A 15,972-nucleotide genomic window follows, 5' to 3' on the forward strand; every position below is an offset into this window, starting at 1 on the left:
GAGCGCTCGGTGGGTGCCGCGCGCCCTACGGCGGCCCTAGCTTGACTTGGATCACTGTGCTCCCGGTGGCCCTTCGTAGCGACGCTTCATCTCGTGCTGCGGGCAGCTGGAACTCGAGCTAATGGATCCATGGCATCGGTATAGCCTGAACCGACTGTCCTGCCAGCGCGCCTGACGGTTCGATAACCGCGAGAGCGTCCGCGTCGATGAGGCCGGTGATCATCGCGGCTCCCTGCCGTTCCACGGCGAACAGCTCTCCTGCAACCTCTCGCACCGCGACGAGCCTCGTGCCTCGCGTCACCCCGCTGAAGTCTTGGCCGCTCACGCGCCGTTGAAGCGACGGGGACGGCTGCCCGATCAGCCCGGCGATGAGGGGCGATCCGATTGTGAGCAGCGCCGCGACGGCGGCGAAGGGGTTCCCGGGTAGCCCGATCACTGGGACGTGACCCAACTGAGCCAGGACGGTGGGGTGTCCCGGCCGGATGTCGACGCCGCGCACGCGGATCACTCCGCCGGTCTCACCGACCGCGGGAACGAGGTGATCGCATCGCCCGTGGCCGGTCCCTCCGGTCGTGATTATGACGTCGACATCGTTTCGTGTTAGTGCTGCGCGGACGGCGTCGCGGTCGTCCTGGACCCTCGTGATGTCCGTGATGGAGACGCCCTGGGTCGCAAGGATTGCGGGTAGGGCGATGGCGAATGCGTCCCGGACCTGACCGGGGGCGGGGACGCCGCTGTCGATGACCTCGTCGCCGAGGAGGACGAGCGCGGCACGAGGTGCCGGGTACACGGTGAGTTCGTCGAGTCCGGCGACGGCCGCTGCCGCTGCGACGGGTGGTGTCACCGGTGTCCCGGCGGGTGCGAGGAGATCGCCGACACGGATTTCCTCTCCGGCTCGGCGAATGTCTGACCCCGGCGACGCAGGCCGGCCAGCGAGACCGAGGAGGCGGTCGCCGTGGAGGTCGCCGTGCTCGGCTCGGAGAACGGCCGCGGCACCGGGAGGGACGGCGCCGCCGGTCGTTACGGTGCGGGCGCGGCCGGGGGCGAGCGGCGGCCCGGGTAGGGCTCCCATGGTCACCGTCCCGTCGAGGCGCCACGGTCCGGGGCCGGACACCACCCACCCGTCCATAGCGGACGTGTCGGTCGTGGGGACGGTCGCCTGCGCGGTCGCGGCGGCGGCGAGGGTGTACCCGAGTGCTCCGCTGAGTGGCACGGTCTGCGGAGCCCCGATGCGTCGACAGCCGATCTCGTAGGCGACAGCCCGTGCTTGCTGGAGTGAGGTCATACCGCTGGCAGGGTTCGCCGGACGATCGCGGTTGCCTCGGCCTGCGAAGCACCTCGGCCGACGGCGATGCCCACGAGGTAGGCCGTGAGCGGCGCTGCGGGTCGGGCGACGCCATGTGCGGCGTCTCGTGCGAGGTCGAGGACGGCGGCGATGTCGACTCCCGTATTGGTGAGGCCGAGTACCTCGCAGACCGTGTTGGTCCAGTCATCGAGTTCAGCTGGGTCGGTCATCGGGTCCTCGCTCGGGGGCGGCAGCGGCGGCTGCGAACTGAATGGGGGTGTCGATGTCCGCTGTGAGGGCGGCCTCGAGTAGGACGTCGCGGAGCCGGAGCGGCGCGAGCAGGTCGCGCATCGAGGCGCCGTCGAGGCCCCCGCGTGTGGTCGTGAGTCTCGCGCAGGCACCGCGGAGCGCGTCGCTCCGGTAGATGCCGAGGAGCGGTTGGCGATGTCCATCGGGGTCCTTGGCCACCCAGCCGTCGTCGGCGGGAGCCTCCGCTCCGACCGCTCCTTGGAGTGCGTCCACCGCGTCACGGGCGACCGCGACGTCGACGGCGAGGAGAACTACATGCTGAGCCGGTGCCCCGCTCTCGCAGAGCTTTTCCAGGCCGGCCGCGACGGCCGCAGCAGGGCCGCCGAACGGCGGGTCCTCCCGAGTCCAGAGGACCGGGCGTGCCGTCGGCGGTTGGCGCGGGCCGACCACCACCGTTCGTGCCGGAGCGACCGCCAGAACGGCCCGATCGAGGAGAGATGTTCCCCCGAGTATCAGCGCACCTTTGTCGGCGCCCTGGAGGCGGCGGGCACGTCCACCGGCGAGGATGATCGCGTCCTGCTTCACGATTGTCCATTGCTTGTGACACGGTTCAATGCCCAGCCAGCGACGGTGACCAAGAGCACGGCCCCGGCCATGTCGAGCAACTGCAGTGGCTCGCTGAGGATCCCGAGGCTCACGATCAACGTCGTCGCTCCGGCTGGGGGGTGTGGTAGTCGGATGAGCTGCAGGACGAGCGTGGTCAGGGCGACGGAGACTGCCCCGGCGGCGACGTAGCCGAGTGTGAGTCCGCCGGTCGGTGCTGCTGTCGACCCGGCGAGCCCGAAAGCCAGGAAGCAGCCGTAGCCGACGATGATCGCCACGAGGTGCCCGACGAGCGCGTTCATCGGTCGCGACGCGTGCTGCTTCGGCGCCGTGAAGAACAACATGACCGTCGGGCCGAGGCTTGGGAACAACCACGGTTGTGCCGTCGCGAGCCCGACGGCGCCGCTGATTGTGAGAACCACCAGGCAGAGCAGTGCCGCGACGAGGGCGCGCGGCCGGTCCGTGTCGTCCTGGCCGGACGACGATTGGTCCGCTGGTGTGCTCACGAGGCCACGACGAGTGCTTGGGGTGCCGCCTGCTTCATCCGCGTGCGGAGCCAGGACAGCTGTAGCTCCGTCTGCGCGCTGCACTGGCGGACGACGACCAGCAGTTCCTCGTCACGCAAGCCCCGTCCGGCCTGCTGCACCATCGTCCAGGTGATGTCGACGAGCGAGGCGAGGACATACACGTCCTGCAGGTCGCGGAGGAGCCCGACCGGCCCGGACCGCGTCGACGACAGAGCGTCCGCGTGGAGCCGCTCGGGTTCGTCCTCCGAATCCGCCTCGCCGTACCGCTCAATCACGGGACCGAGCGCATCGGCGTGGTCGTCGCACTGCTTCGCCAGGGTGTGGCACAAGTGAAAGACGTCCGGCTCCGCGGCGTGCCCCTCGGCGACCTGACGGAACGATTCGGCCAGCGATTGCTCCGCGTGGTGCAGGAGCCCCAGGTAGACCGGCAGCAGCATCAGTAGCCTCCTTGGTCTTCGGCCCGCGGCGGGTCCGTCGGACGCAGCCGTTCCTCAACCTCCGCGTCCGGACCGCCCACAGTTGCCGGCACGGCTGCACCGGCGCCGGCGGCTGGACGCGACGCGGCGGTCGTCGGTGCCGGCGCGGGACCCTCGCCGTCGGCGACCTTCTCGACACGGACCGCAGCGACCTTGAACAGGGGCTGCTTCGACACCGGATCCCACTCCGTGCTCGTCAGCTCGTTCGCGGCGCTCGGTCGATCGCCCGGCGCAGACCGGTCCTGGTCCCAGTAGCCGTAGTGGAACGGAGCAAACACGGTGCCGTCGCGGATGTCGCTCACCCGAGCGGGCACGACGAGCTCCCCACGCGGCGAGGTCACCCTGACGATGTCACCCTCCCGCACACCGAGACGCTGCGCATCGCCCCTGGATAGCTCGATCCAGGCCTTCGGCGCGGCTCGGTTTAACTGCCGGGCACGGCCGGTGCGGGTTCGTGTGTGGAACTGGTAGACGGTCCGGCCGGTCGTGTACCGCAGGGGGTAGTCGTCGGTCGGTTCTTCGTGCGGTGGTTGGTAATTGGCCGGTTTGAGGACAGCGCGTCCGTCCACCCGCATTGAGGAATACTTCACGGGGCCGACAGTCGCGCCTGTGAGAAGGTCGTGGCCGTAGGTCTCAGCGTCGTCCATCCAGGTGCGGAAGACGCCGTCTCCGTAGAGTCGGGCGGTGCCGTCCGGGTGCTCCTCGTTGCACGGCCAGGGGATCCCACTGCCGCCGCGGAGTCGGTCGTAGCTGATCCCGGTGTAGTCGCAGAGCTTTCCGCGCGTGCACGCCTGCCATGCACGGAACCCGTCCTCGGGATCTGTCCAGTCGAGCAAGGGCGCACCATCGTTGCGGCGGAAGTCCATCCGACGTGCGTAGTCGAGGAAGATGTCGAGGTCGCTGCGCGCCTCACCCGGCGGGTCGACCGCCTTGTCGGCGAGGTGCACGGTGCGGTTGACGTTTGTGAACGCGCCCTGCTTCTCGCCCCATCCTGCAGCGGGCAGGACGACGTCGGCGAGCATCGCGGTTTCAGTCATGTACAGGTCCTGCACCACGAGGAACAGGCCCTCCTTCGCCAGGACGTCGCGGATCCGCCTCGACTGCGGCATCGACACCGCGGGGTTCGTCGCGGATACCCAGAGAAACTCGATGCTGCCCTGCTCGACGTATCGGAAGATCTGCATCGCATGGGTCGGCGTGGACCAGTGCGGGATCTTGTCGACGTTGACGCCCCAAAGCTCCGCGAGCTCAGCGACGTGCTTGGGGTTCTCCCAGTTCCGGAAACCCGGGAGATCACCATCAGCGCCGGTCTCCCGGGTGTTCTGTGCCGTCGGCTGCCCGTTCATCTGCAGGATCCCGCAGCCCGGGCGGCCGATCATGCCTCGAAGCAGGTGCAGGTTGTTCACCTGGCACGACGACGCCGTCGCCTGCGACGCCTGGTAGAAACCCTGCAAAACGGTTGAGAGGACGCGTTCGCTCGTTCCGATGATCCGAGCGGCTGCTCGGACGTCGTCCGCGTCGACGTCGCAGGTCTCCGCAACGGCCTCCGGCGTCCACGGCTCGACGGTCCTGCGGAGTTCGTCGACGCCGATGGTGTGCGCGCTGATGTAATCCTCGTCGACCCATCCTTCGTGGAAGAGCTCGCGGACGAGCCCGTTCATGAGCGCGAGGTTCGTGCCCGGCCGGACGGGCAGGTGCACGTCGGCATGTCGAGCAACCTCGGTCTCTCGGGGGTCGACGCAGACCACGAGGGGACGGTTCGGGCCGGCAATCCGATCGAGGACCCGGGTCCACAGCACGGTTTGCGTCTCTGCCATGTTGTGCCCGTACAGGACGATCGCGTCGCAGGAGTCAATGTCCTCGTAGCTGCCGGGCTGCCCGTCCGACCCGAAGCTCTCCTTCATCGCTGCTGCGGCCGTCGCAGTGCACAGCCTCGTGTTGCCGTCCATGTGCGGGGTACCGAGCCCCGCTTTGCCGATGATCGCGAGCGCGTAGTACTCCTCGAGATAGAGCTGCCCGCTGGTGTAAAACCCGTGGGTCAACGGCCCCTTCTCACTCAGGAGCTGTCGGCTGCGTTGGACGACCCGGTCCATTGCGGTGTCCCAGTCGGTCTCGACGAGTTCACCGTCGACGCGGATGAGGGGGCGGGTCAGCCGGTCCTCGCCCTGCATCCCCTGCCACGACCCGAAGAGTCCCTTCGGGCCCAGCCGGCCGTGGTTGACAGTGTCCTGCACGCGGCCGCGGACGCCGACCATTTGACCGCCTCGAACCGCGATGTCGCAGGCACACCCATTGCTGCAGAGGGTGCAAGCGGACTGCACCCACCGATCCACATCCGTCTCGTCGACCCCGTCGGCGAGTTTCTGATCGAGGCGCACGGGCCACAGTTCGTCGCGTGCGAACGGCGTGCGGGTACCCCAAACGTCTGCGATCCTGTCGGGCATCATCGTCCTTCCAGCCCCGGCCGTGGGCGGCCGAGCTTCCCCATCTAACTCCGTCGCCGGTTGACGGTCTCCTACGGTGTGGCGTCCTTGAGAGCGGTGCCCACATTCGCGCAGCATCATGAGCGGTTCATCGGGCCCCCAGAATCGGGCTTGCGCAGTGAACTTGGCGCGATCGCTAGGCAACGCAGCCCCTGGATCGGGGACGTCTTCGGTGCGCTAGGCATACTTATTACGCCCGTGGCTTCCCGGCACTGAAGTCCCGCCGCAACGACGGGCGGTCAGGAGTGTGTGTTCAGGCTCATCAGGATGCGGCGTAGGTGCATGGCGGTGAGGACGCCGGGGCCCATCGCCTGTCCTTGTTCCGTTGTTCGTTGATCCACCGCTTCCGCGAGTTGGCGGAGCGCACGGGTCGCCTTACCGAGCACGCGGTGGGCGGCGGCGTCTTGGTTTCCGTGTTGTTCGATGGCGGCCGCGATGGCGTGGCAAGCAGCGCTCATGGGGGCAGCCAGCTCAGGGTCGAAGCTGAGCGCTCCTGGCCGCTCCCAGACGGTGTCGGCGAGGGCGCCGGAAATGTCGCGGATGTGGAACACGATGTGATTGAGCGTTTCGAGACGCGCATGGTCGGTGCGAGTGTCGCGGCAATGTAGGAGCGCTCGAGGGTTTCCGCGCCGGCTTTCGTCGGCTTCGACGAGCGCCTGCCGAACCGATTCCGCGGTCTGTTCAAGCTGGTCCGTGTTCCGCGCCCACGCGGCATGTTCGGGTGGCCAGCTTTCCCGCAGCGCCTCGCCGATGTTCCGGAGCTGATCGGCGAGGGAACCTTGGAAGGCGTCGATCTTTGCCGCGGCTGCAGCGGAGGTGACCTGCGGGGCGATCACAATGTTCACGACGATCCCGATGGCGATACCGAATCCCATCTGGGCGAGATATCCGAGCGCGTACTGGTCTGCCTGGTTGCCGCCGATGATCAGCACGAATAACGCCGCCGTTGGCACGTACTCCCGCCCAGCACCGAACCATCCGGTCCCCGAGAGCACAACGCCCACGCCGACGATCGCGGGGATACTCCACCAGTTCGGCCCGACCGTGGCGACAACGAGCGTCGCCAAGGCGATGCCGGTCAGGAGACCGAGCAGGGTTTGTGCGCCGGATTTGAGCGATCCCATCAACGTGGGGTAGATGCTTAGCAGTGCCCCGAGCGGCGCGTAGTACGGGTAGTTGTTGACGGCACCGGGCAGGTGCGGGGCCAGCGCCCAGGAAATACCAACAGCGAGGGCTGTTTTAGCGGCAAGCAGCAACCGCGGTCGGTTCATCGCCTGTTGCCATGCCTGTTGCACGTGAGCCGCGAAGCGTCCAGCCATGTTCGACTCTATGTTCGCCGGACCCTTCGTACAGCCCTGGCGTTCACGAAAGCTTCCAGTTCTTGTCGGTGGCCATGAGTTTCTCCGTTCCACGCGATCTCGTGCTGCGGGTGAAGCGCATGCGGACTCTCGAAGGCAAGGGCCTGCGCCTGCCTGCGACTGCGGCGATGGAGGATCGCCCACCGGTCAGGACGCATCACTCGAAGCCGTAGCGCGTGCCGCGCCGTGCGCGATGCAGATACCGCGCCTATCTCGAGCACGGAGGACGATCACGGCTGCCGCAGCGTGGATCTATGAGTGCCGATCCGCAGCGTTTATGCCGTTCGATTCATCGGGTCCCGGTCACTGCTCGGAGATGTTCTCGACGGTCTCCCCGGTGGCTTCGTTTGGCAGCTGGGTGGCGATGTCGGCCTGGCTGATCATGCCGGCGAGGCGGTGTCCGTCGATCACGGGCAGGCGGCGCACCTGGTGCTCTTGCATCATGCGGAGCGCTTCCTGAATATCGTCATCAGCGCCTATGGTGACGACTTCGGTGAAGCCGAGGTCCTTCGCCGTTTTCGTTGCGGGATCGCCGCCGTAGGCGAGGCACTTGACGACGATGTCCCGGTCGGTGAGCATCCCCTTGAGCCGGTCGTCGTCGCCACAGATCGGCAGCGCTCCCACGTCGAGGTCCGCCATGAGCTTCGCTGCCTGCGTGAGCGGGTCGTTCTCGCCGATGCACTCGACGCTTTCGGTCATGAGTTCCCGTACAGTGGTCATCGTCTTCTCCTGTTCGTGGTTGATCTCCGTATCTCCCTGGCTACGCGCCCCCGTCTTGGCTACAGTCCAGGTCGTCGGAAGCGCAGCCGGTGCCAGGAGCGAATCCGGGTCGGTCCGTTAGGCGTCTTCGCGTTCGGGGTTGTCGAACCGGAAGAAGTTCGACTGCGTACCGTCGGAGCGTTGTTCCTGGTAGATGAAGTTCAACCGGCGGTCATCGAACGTCGCGAACCAGTCATCCCAAGTGACCTCGCGCAGCCGGTCGGTGGGCTCACCGAAGTCGAACCGGAGCACCCCGAGGTGGTCGCCGTGCTCGGTGCCGTCGACGGTCGCGGGTCGGCCACCGCGGGCTTCTGCCCACTGCTTGATGACCTCATGGCTCGTGGTGACCAGGCTCCGGCCCTCCCGCTCGGGATCCTCATCCGGAGAGGTGACTTCTTGCGAGTACTTGAGCGACTTCGATTCCTCGGACCCATGGCGGACCTCGCCGCCGTCCGGACCAGCGCCGACGGACTCACCAGCCTCGCCTCGGTCGCCGTTACCGGCACTACCGCCGCTGGTTTCGGCATCGACAATCGCGTCGACGAGTTCGTCCTTCTTCATCCCGCTCGTCGCACCGACGCTGTCATCCTTCGCTCGTTCGCGGAGCTTGTCGACATGGGTCGCCCGCAGCTCGGTCTCGCTGATGTCGGGAGTGTTCGGAGTGTCGTTGGTCGATTCATTCGCCATGACGTTTTCCTTTCTCGTTCGAAGACTGCATGTCCTGCCGCTGGGGAACGCAGCCTCGGTGTGGTTCTGGCTGTTCAGGTCGTGAGTTGTGGCGACCAGTGCTGCGCGTTGGGTTGCAAGGTGACCCCGTCGGTGTTGACCCGGGCGATGTCGTTCCGGAGCACTAGGAAGGTGTCGCGGTTGCGCCAGTGGAGGTAGTGGGCGACGAGCCATGGTGCGCGCATGTCGCTGCGCTCGTATCCAAGGAACGCTGATGCTCGGCGTGGGGAGACGAGGATCCCGTGGAACTGCGGGGCCGCGAGCTGCCCGTCCACGGGGCCGTCGAGCACGAACCGGACATCCAGGACACGGCCGAGGCGGGCCCCGTCCGCGTCGGTGACGGTTCGGTTGAGGAGGTCACTGAGGAGCATGACGTCCCCCGGGAATCCGACCGACGACGTGTTGTCGGAACCATCGTTCGTGCCAGGTCAGGTCGTACTCCTCAGCCTGTCGGCTGGTGGTGACTGTGATCCCGATGTCGGTGATGTCGTGCCAGGGCACGCTCTCGAACCGGGAGCGTGGCGGACGTCCGCCGAAGATCCGGGTGCCGAGGACGGGGCCGGTCAGCAACGCCACCACTCGCGGTTGCGCCTCACCACCGATCACGTCGCGGAGGTCGTCGGCGTCGAGTTCGATGTCGTCGACCGTCATCACGGGTTCCCCGGTGGGGTCCTGCACCTGCCGGTCCAGCAGGTGCAGCTGCGCGTCGAGCACTCGGCCTGCGGCACTGTGATCCACCGGCAGGTCATCGGGTTTGCGTCGTTGTCTCATGCTCCTGCTCTCGTGATGATCATCAGCGGGATCGCGGCGACCGCGGCGACCATGATGATCCCGAGGTAGACCAATCCCAGCGCGTTGGTGAGTTTGCCGTTGACGTACTTCCCCATGTACTGCGGGTCGTTCGCGACGATCAGGATCGGCAGGTACGTCAGCGGCAACGCGACCGCGGAGAACACGACCGAGAACTCCGTGACCGCGACCGGGTCGACTCCGGTGAACAGGACTCCGACGCCGACCAGCAGGCACACGATCATCAGCACATGGAACTTCGCCGCTTTCGCCGGCGCCCGGAACTTCCCCCAGGACCAGCCCCGGAACTGCGCGATCGTGTACCCGGCGGACAAGGTCGTCTCCAGCGCAGCGCCGAACGTGGCAGCGAAGATCCCGAGGATCACGATGATCAACAGGACCGGGCCGCCGGCCTGCGCGACGGGGAGCACCACTTGCGACAGGTGTGCGACTTCGATGCTCTGCGGCAGCAACACCACGGCGGCGCACACCGTGATCGCGATCGACAGCAGCCCGCCGAGGGGGAACCCGACCATCACGTTCAACCGGGATTGGCTGATGTCCTTCGGGCCCCACTTCTCCTCCACTGCTCCGGAGGAGAAGAAGAACACCTCGTACGGGGTCATCGCCGCACCGAACAAGGCGATCGCGTAGTACCAGTACGTCGCCGCGCTCTCACTCGGCGGCGGTCCCGATGTGAACAGCGACACCGCCTGCTCACCGAGCTGCACCCAGTTCGGGCCGAGGAGGAACGCGGCGACGGCGAACCCGATCAGCGCGAGCCCGATGAGGCCGGTGACGTTCTCGAGGATCTTGAACTTCACCCGCCAGATCACGATCCACACGGCGACCGCGGCGACGGGGATCCAGAGCATCGGGCTGATCCCGGACGCCAGCTGCAACGCCAACGCGATACCGCCGATCTCCGCAGTGAGGGTGAGCAGGTTGATCAGGAACGATGCCGTGAGGTTCGCCAAACCCGCGCGCGGTCCGAGACGCTCCCGGATGATCTCGAACGTCGCCCGTCCCGACACGGCGGTTACCCGTCCGGACATCTGCGCGAACAGGCAGATGCCGACAACACCGACGATGACGACCCACACCAGGGCGGTGCCGAACCGGGACCCCACCACGGCACCGGTGACGAGGTCGCCGATGTCGACGAACCCGCCGATCGCGGTCAGGATGCCGAGGGCAAGCCCGAGGAGCTTCTTCACGGCGCACCCTTCCCCAGCTGCGTCGCCCAATCGTCTGCAGCTCGGTCTGCTTTCCGCAGCTGCTTCCGGGCGGCGTCGATCCGGGCGGAAGTACCGTTCGACAGTGCCGCCCGTGCGCCGCTCAACGCGTCAGCGACATCATCAGTGACGCGGGTGCTGTGCTGCTGCAGGCGCCGCTCCGCCGGCGTGGAGACGTCCAGGGCTGCGGTCTCCGCCTGCTCGGACGCGACATCCGTCAGCGCGTCCTCGAGCGCGGTATCGGTAGCTGAGGGGAGCGTCTTCCCGTCCCGGTACTGATCGAGAGCGAGCATCCCGGACCGGGACGCCGAAACGACCTGCCCCACCGCCACCTCGAGCTGACCCTTCACGGTGGAGGACGAGCACCCCGAGAACGCGAGAATCACCACCAATGCGGCCATCGCCCCAGCTGTGCCTCTGACCGTTCGGTTGCATACCCTCATCACCCCCGGTCTACTCCCCGGGTCGCTCCTCAGTAGCGGCGCTCCCGGGGGTGGCTCGTCACTGCGGTTCGGAGAGGTCGAGGTGAGATGGGCTGGGAGGGCGCGACGCTGCGCCCTCCCAGCCCATCCCGCTTGTCCGCCACGCCGGAATATTCACGACGTTGACCGTCACCAGTAGAGCCCCTGCAGTCGCGGAATCACAACTCGCCCACCAACGGTCGGCGTGCTGCGAGAGGGCTGCCCCGGGCAGCGGGCACCATGTGGGAATGACTGATCAGGGGCTCGAAGCGGGTCGGAACGAGACGCGCGCGGAGCGGTACGACCGGAACTGGCGCGACATTCAGCAGGAGCTGCGGATTGTGCAGACCGGCACGCAGATCCTCGCCGGCTTCCTGCTGACCCTGCCGTTCCAGCAACGGTTCACGTCCCTCGGGGATGGCGAGATCGGGATCTACCTGGTGCTAGTGGTGTTCGCTGCCGGGATCACGGTCCTCGCGCTTGGAGCAGTTTCGATGCACCGCCTGCTGTTCGGACAGCGGCAGAAACACGACCTCGTCAAGTACGCCAACAGAGTCCTGTTGGCATGCCTGGTGTTCAGCGGCCTGCTGTTCGCCGGGACCGTGCTGTTCGTGTTCGACGTCGTCCTCGGCCGCTCCCTCGGGCTGATCGCTGGCGCAGTGGTATTCGTCGGCACTGCCGTGCTCTGGATCGGGTTGCCACTAGCTGCACGACGCACCCGGCGAGATCACGAAGAGATTCGGGACGGCGACGACACACGGTAGCTGCAGCAGCATTAAGCGACGCGGGGTGAAGCAGCAGCGGCCGCAGTGCTGCCGGTAGCGGAGCTGTTCAGCTGCGGGCACCCGCGGCAAACCGGCGCCCGCATACTTCATGGGATTGATCGATCGATCTCGGTGAGGTTGCAACGGCACGAACCTCCTCGATAAGGGATTCGCAGTCAGTAGGCGTTGCGCTTCCGGCCGCGCGCCCTCTAGGTGTGATGTCCAGGGACGTTGTGTCGTTGGGCGGTCGTTGACGCGCTGATCGAAGAAGGCCTCCCGGTGGTGGAGTGGAGCTGTCTAAGGACCGCTTCACCGACCAGGAGGCCTTCGTGTCCCACGCTAACGTTGCGCTGACCCCACGCGCCCGTCTTCGTCTCGCCAGGCTGATCGTCGAGGGCGGATGGCCCGCGACGACTGCAGCGAAGCTGTTCATGGTGTCGCCGATCACGGCCCGGAAGTGGGCTGCCCGATATCGGACTGATGGTGCTCCGGGAATGGCAGATCGGTCCAGCCGTCCGCACCGGATGCCTGCGAAGACGCCGCCGGAACTGGTGAAACGGATCGTGAAAGCGCGGTGGCGGCGCCGCCTCGGGCCGGTGCAGATCGGCGGCGAGCTGGGGCTACCGGCGTCGACGGTGCATGCCGTCCTGGTGCGATGCCGCATCAACCGGCTCTCCCACATCGACCGGATCACCGGGGAACCGATCCGCCGCTACGAACACGCGACTCCCGGCGCGATGATCCACGTTGACGTGACGAAGTTCGGGAACATCCCTGACGGCGGCGGCTGGCGGTTCGTTGGGAAGCAGCAAGGCGACAAACACAAAGCCGCCACAGCGCTTCGGACAGGCAAGACCGCCAAGGGCAACTGGAAGATCGGCACGGCGTTCGTTCACACCGTGATCGACGACTGCTCTCGCGTCGCCTATGCCGAGATCCATGCCGATGAGAGAGCCGTCACTGCGATCGGTGTCCTCCAGCGGGCCGTTGCCTGGTTCGCTGATCGGGGCGTCACGGTCGAGCGGGTGCTCTCCGACAACGGCTCCGCCTACAAGTCCCACGCTTGGACCGACGCATGCTCGGTGCTCGGGATCACACCGAAGAAAACCCGCCCCTACCGACTACAGACGAACGGGAAGATCGAGCGGTTCCACCGCACCCTCGGCGAGGGCTGGGCATACGCACGGTTCTACGGCTCAGAGACCGAACGCCGCCAAGCGCTCCCCGGCTGGCTTCACTTCTACAATCACCACAGGACTCACTCCGCCATCGGAGCCCCACCCATCAGCAGACTCAACAACCTGCCTGGACATCACAGCTAGCTGGCGGCGTCCCGATCGGGGATCGTGATCCGGGCGAACGAGCATGCCCGGGCCACAGACGTCGCTCCCGGTGGCCCCGCTTCAGATGCCGATCGTCTACCGGGCGGTCTTTGTCCGAACAAGCAAGGAGAGGCCGAACACGAGCACTCCCAGGCCGAACGGGGCAAGGAGGACCAGGAACGGCGCCGTCGCTCCTTCAGCGGCGAGCATCATCGCGATCCAGAAGAACGCGATGATGCCTGTTCCCGCGCTCACCGCCCCGAACGTGATCGCTGTGCCCCATCGCGAAGTGTCCGATGACAACGGGACGACCAGCAGACTGCAGACAAGTGCTCCGACGATGCCCGGCACGATGGACGACCAGAAGGCCGCGTCCGCCGAAGCCCATTTATCTGGGCCTGCTCCAGTCCAATGCACGGGCACTCGAGAAGGAGGATCCGTCCACGCCAGACGGACAGCAACCACCGAAGCTGGGGTCAGCCAGGCCAGCATCGCGGCCACAACGAGCGCAGCGCTCACGCGAACCCGCCGCTCTACGACGCCGGAACTCGACACCCCTGCACGGTACTTGACCCGTGGGGCAACTCTCCCAACGCAGTTTCCCGATGCGAGTCCGCGTGTGCTGATGGCGGTTTCAAGGGGACGCTCAGGCGAGTAAACGGTTGTTCATGTTGATGGACTGAGGACGCGTTCGGCATGGTCGACGATCTGGTCGCTGATGTCGGATGCTGCGTCGCTGCTGACTGCGGCGGAACGTTGTTGCATCGCGCGCATCAGCCACGCCATGCTGGTATCGGTGTCAGTTGCCGCTTTCGCTTCGTTTGCAGTGGGCGGCGTTCGCTCGTTCGAGTGTTGCTTGGCGCCGACGTTCGGCTGCGTCGGCTCGGCCGACGTCGAGGACTTCTTGCCAGTTCATGCAGCACCTCCGATTGGGTCGCTGCTTGCGGAACGTCCGCACCGACTCCACCGTCCGCCGCGCTGTCCCTCAGCGGTAGGGGTTGCGCATCGGCCGGAGCGGTGCAGGTGACCACCCGCTCGGTGTAGCAGGTGCGCACTGGTTCGAGCGGCGTTCCCGATGCAGAACGGCACTGCGTCGATGTGCAACAAGGCGATCGCAGTGGACCTATCCAACGCACCGTTGGGTCCCCAAATGGCGACGATCGCGCCGTCCGCATCGAACATGACAGCGTCCACAACCAGACGGGCGTCCACCCCAGCCATCCAATTCCAGCGGCAGCACGGAACCAGCACTTGGTGCGGTATACGTGGAGGGACTTTCATCGGAGCCGACTCAGGTCGGGACGTCCGCCCAGGTGTGTCACGGTGGTGGCGGCTGCGTTGGTGGCGAGCGTGCCGGCGTCGGCGGGCGTGTGGCCTCGGTGGAGGGCGGCGACGAGGCCAGCGAGGAACGCGTCGCCGGCGCCGGTGGGATCGACCGTGGGGACGTCGCCGTAGGGGTAGAAGTGACGTCCGTTGCGCCACGCGACGAGATTGCCATACCCGGGAACATCGAACGCGACCACCTCAACTCCCGCGCCGAGGATCTGGTCGGCGGCGTGGGAGGCGTCCGCTTTGGTAGCGATGTGCACTCCGGTGAGCTGTTCGGCTTCCGTCGCATCGGCACGGACCACATCCGCCAGCTCGAGCAGCGCGTCCCCTCCTTCCCGGGTTCCACCATCCAGTACGAGGCGCGCACCGTGGCGTTTCCCGAGTTCACCGGCAGCGAGGATCGTGTCGACGGGTTGCTGGAGTTGCAGGCATACGGTCCGCGCCGTGCGGAAGAATCCTTCAGCCGCGCGGAGATCGTCGATATCCAGCAGCGCTGAACTGGGGACGTCTTCGAACAAGCGGCGCTGCTCCTCGGCATCGACGATGTCGAGGAGCAGCGCGGTGCGGCCGCGTCGGCATACGCCGGTAACGTCGATGCCTTCTCGTTCGGCTTCCCTCAGTACGTCGGTGCCGGCCTGGTCCGTCCCGACCACGCTGAGCACCGCGGTACTGAACCCGAGTTGGTGGAGGCCGAGTGCCTGGTTGGCGCCTTTCCCGCCGAGCCGCTCGATGCGCTTGTGCACCGGTGCGCTGCCGCCAGCGGCGGGGATCGCGTCGGTACTGATCACCAGATCCCGCGCTACTTGCCCGACCACCACAACGTCAACCATGCGTCCCTCCTACACGTCGGCCGCTCCGTCCCCGCCGGGGTGAGGTCCACGGCCACCCATCCGGTTGGCAGTACCGTCCAAACCACCCCCAGAGCACATCAATCGGTCTGCCGTAAGCAGCGCGAGGTGATCGGGCGAGCAGAAAGCTGGCAGCATCATGAAGAACCGGGAAATCCTCACGCTGGACCCAAACGGGACCGTCCGAACGCTCGCACTCGTCGACAAACACGAACACGCCCACCAGGTCATCATCCGCGGTGACCCACCAGCCCGATTCGTGCACGACGGCCGGGCCTGGAGCGCCACAGGCAACATGATCCAACCGCCAGCATGCCCACTGTCATACGAATACCGGCCCGCGGAAGACATCACGTAAGCGCCTGCCGAACGACCGCAGCCGCGGCATTCAGATCTTCTCGGCATCGGCGGACGCGATAGCGCGCTCGGCGAAGAACGACTGGAACATGCTCAGTACCTCTTCATCGATCACAGCAGCTGTCGTTGCGTCCGGCGTGGCAGGACTCGCACTCTTAGGGGCAGTCGGTGTGCCCTTGTCAGGCGCCGTGGTCGAAGATGCTGTTGGAAGCGCCGCCCGCACCAGACGCTGGTCACTCGGTGCCGACGAGAGCCCTGCGGTAGCGCCGTTCGACGCGGTAGCCGAGACGATCGAACTGACCGTGACACCGTCCGATAGCCGGTGGCGGTTTCAAGGGGTCGTTGCAACGGGTCGTTGTTTCGGGTCCGAGAGTAGCTGCTCGAATGCTTCTGCTGGGGTG

General features: G+C 66.6%; 17 protein-coding genes. 2 read left to right on the top strand and 15 right to left on the bottom strand.

From position 1 onward, the window contains the following. Positions 1-118: 118 nt before the first annotated feature. From DEJ17_RS12495 to DEJ17_RS12555, 13 genes are all read right to left on the bottom strand, one after another. Positions 119-1,285, bottom strand: coding sequence for a molybdopterin molybdotransferase MoeA (locus tag DEJ17_RS12495; RefSeq protein WP_110894316.1), 1,167 nt, complete (start codon positions 1,283-1,285; stop codon positions 119-121). Further along, positions 1,282-1,515: a DUF6457 domain-containing protein gene (locus tag DEJ17_RS12500; RefSeq protein WP_220033650.1), complete on the bottom strand. Its 234-nt coding sequence runs from the start codon at positions 1,513-1,515 to the stop codon at positions 1,282-1,284. Before DEJ17_RS12500 ends, DEJ17_RS12495 begins: the two co-directional genes overlap by 4 nt. Further along, complete coding sequence (locus tag DEJ17_RS12505; protein WP_181421162.1) at positions 1,499-2,119, bottom strand: molybdenum cofactor guanylyltransferase; 621 nt, start codon at positions 2,117-2,119, stop codon at positions 1,499-1,501. Before DEJ17_RS12505 ends, DEJ17_RS12500 begins: the two co-directional genes overlap by 17 nt. Then, a complete protein-coding gene (locus DEJ17_RS12510) occupies positions 2,116-2,643 on the bottom strand; it encodes an HPP family protein (protein WP_110894318.1) in 528 nt (175 codons plus the stop codon). Before DEJ17_RS12510 ends, DEJ17_RS12505 begins: the two co-directional genes overlap by 4 nt. Beyond that, positions 2,640-3,101, bottom strand: a complete 462-nt coding sequence (locus tag DEJ17_RS12515; protein WP_110894320.1) for a hypothetical protein — start codon at positions 3,099-3,101, stop codon at positions 2,640-2,642. Before DEJ17_RS12515 ends, DEJ17_RS12510 begins: the two co-directional genes overlap by 4 nt. Continuing rightward, entirely contained in the window at positions 3,101-5,584 is a 2,484-nt protein-coding gene (locus DEJ17_RS12520) for a molybdopterin oxidoreductase family protein (RefSeq protein ID WP_110894348.1), read from the bottom strand. The genes DEJ17_RS12515 and DEJ17_RS12520 overlap by 1 nt, the downstream gene beginning before the upstream one ends. A 278-nt stretch (positions 5,585-5,862) precedes the next feature. Then, on the bottom strand, positions 5,863-6,942 hold the full coding sequence (locus DEJ17_RS12525; protein WP_110894322.1) for an aromatic acid exporter family protein: 1,080 nt from the start codon (positions 6,940-6,942) through the stop codon (positions 5,863-5,865). Between the two features lie 342 nt (positions 6,943-7,284). Further along, positions 7,285-7,701: a CBS domain-containing protein gene (locus DEJ17_RS12530; RefSeq protein ID WP_110894325.1), complete on the bottom strand. Its 417-nt coding sequence runs from the start codon at positions 7,699-7,701 to the stop codon at positions 7,285-7,287. 117 nt (positions 7,702-7,818) lie between these two features. After that, the gene (locus tag DEJ17_RS12535; protein WP_110894327.1) at positions 7,819-8,427 is read right to left on the bottom strand and encodes a hypothetical protein; all 609 of its coding nucleotides are present in this window, start codon (positions 8,425-8,427) and stop codon (positions 7,819-7,821) included. A 74-nt stretch (positions 8,428-8,501) separates the two neighbouring features. Continuing rightward, positions 8,502-8,837 carry a PRC-barrel domain-containing protein gene (locus DEJ17_RS12540; protein WP_110894328.1) on the bottom strand — a complete coding sequence of 112 codons (336 nt, stop codon included), beginning with the start codon at positions 8,835-8,837 and terminating at the stop codon, positions 8,502-8,504. Further along, positions 8,824-9,204 (bottom strand): hypothetical protein, encoded by a 381-nt coding sequence (locus tag DEJ17_RS12545; protein WP_258366798.1) that lies wholly within the window; start codon positions 9,202-9,204, stop codon positions 8,824-8,826. Before DEJ17_RS12545 ends, DEJ17_RS12540 begins: the two co-directional genes overlap by 14 nt. Before the next feature lie 29 nt (positions 9,205-9,233). Next, positions 9,234-10,472, bottom strand: a complete 1,239-nt coding sequence (locus DEJ17_RS12550; protein ID WP_110894332.1) for an NRAMP family divalent metal transporter — start codon at positions 10,470-10,472, stop codon at positions 9,234-9,236. Further along, positions 10,469-10,891 carry a hypothetical protein gene (locus DEJ17_RS12555; RefSeq protein ID WP_110894334.1) on the bottom strand — a complete coding sequence of 141 codons (423 nt, stop codon included), beginning with the start codon at positions 10,889-10,891 and terminating at the stop codon, positions 10,469-10,471. Before DEJ17_RS12555 ends, DEJ17_RS12550 begins: the two co-directional genes overlap by 4 nt. Before the next feature lie 308 nt (positions 10,892-11,199). On the opposite strand from DEJ17_RS12555, the gene DEJ17_RS12560 reads away from it, so the two are divergent. Both DEJ17_RS12560 and DEJ17_RS12565 read left to right on the top strand, forming a co-directional pair. Next, positions 11,200-11,715, top strand: coding sequence for a DUF6328 family protein (locus tag DEJ17_RS12560; RefSeq protein ID WP_110894336.1), 516 nt, complete (start codon positions 11,200-11,202; stop codon positions 11,713-11,715). 329 nt (positions 11,716-12,044) lie between these two features. Beyond that, positions 12,045-13,037, top strand: coding sequence for an IS481 family transposase (locus tag DEJ17_RS12565; protein WP_181421164.1), 993 nt, complete (start codon positions 12,045-12,047; stop codon positions 13,035-13,037). Positions 13,038-13,133: 96 nt separating this feature from the next. Here DEJ17_RS12565 and DEJ17_RS17570 read toward each other — a convergent pair whose 3' ends face one another. Together DEJ17_RS17570 and DEJ17_RS12570 are read right to left on the bottom strand one after the other, a co-directional pair. After that, positions 13,134-13,592 (bottom strand): hypothetical protein, encoded by a 459-nt coding sequence (locus DEJ17_RS17570; RefSeq protein WP_146239713.1) that lies wholly within the window; start codon positions 13,590-13,592, stop codon positions 13,134-13,136. 722 nt (positions 13,593-14,314) lie between these two features. After that, entirely contained in the window at positions 14,315-15,196 is an 882-nt protein-coding gene (locus tag DEJ17_RS12570; protein ID WP_110894338.1) for a PfkB family carbohydrate kinase, read from the bottom strand. Positions 15,197-15,972 lie beyond the last annotated feature (776 nt).

The organism is Curtobacterium sp. MCSS17_011 (assembly GCF_003224275.1).
Taxonomy (GTDB): domain Bacteria; phylum Actinomycetota; class Actinomycetes; order Actinomycetales; family Microbacteriaceae; genus Curtobacterium.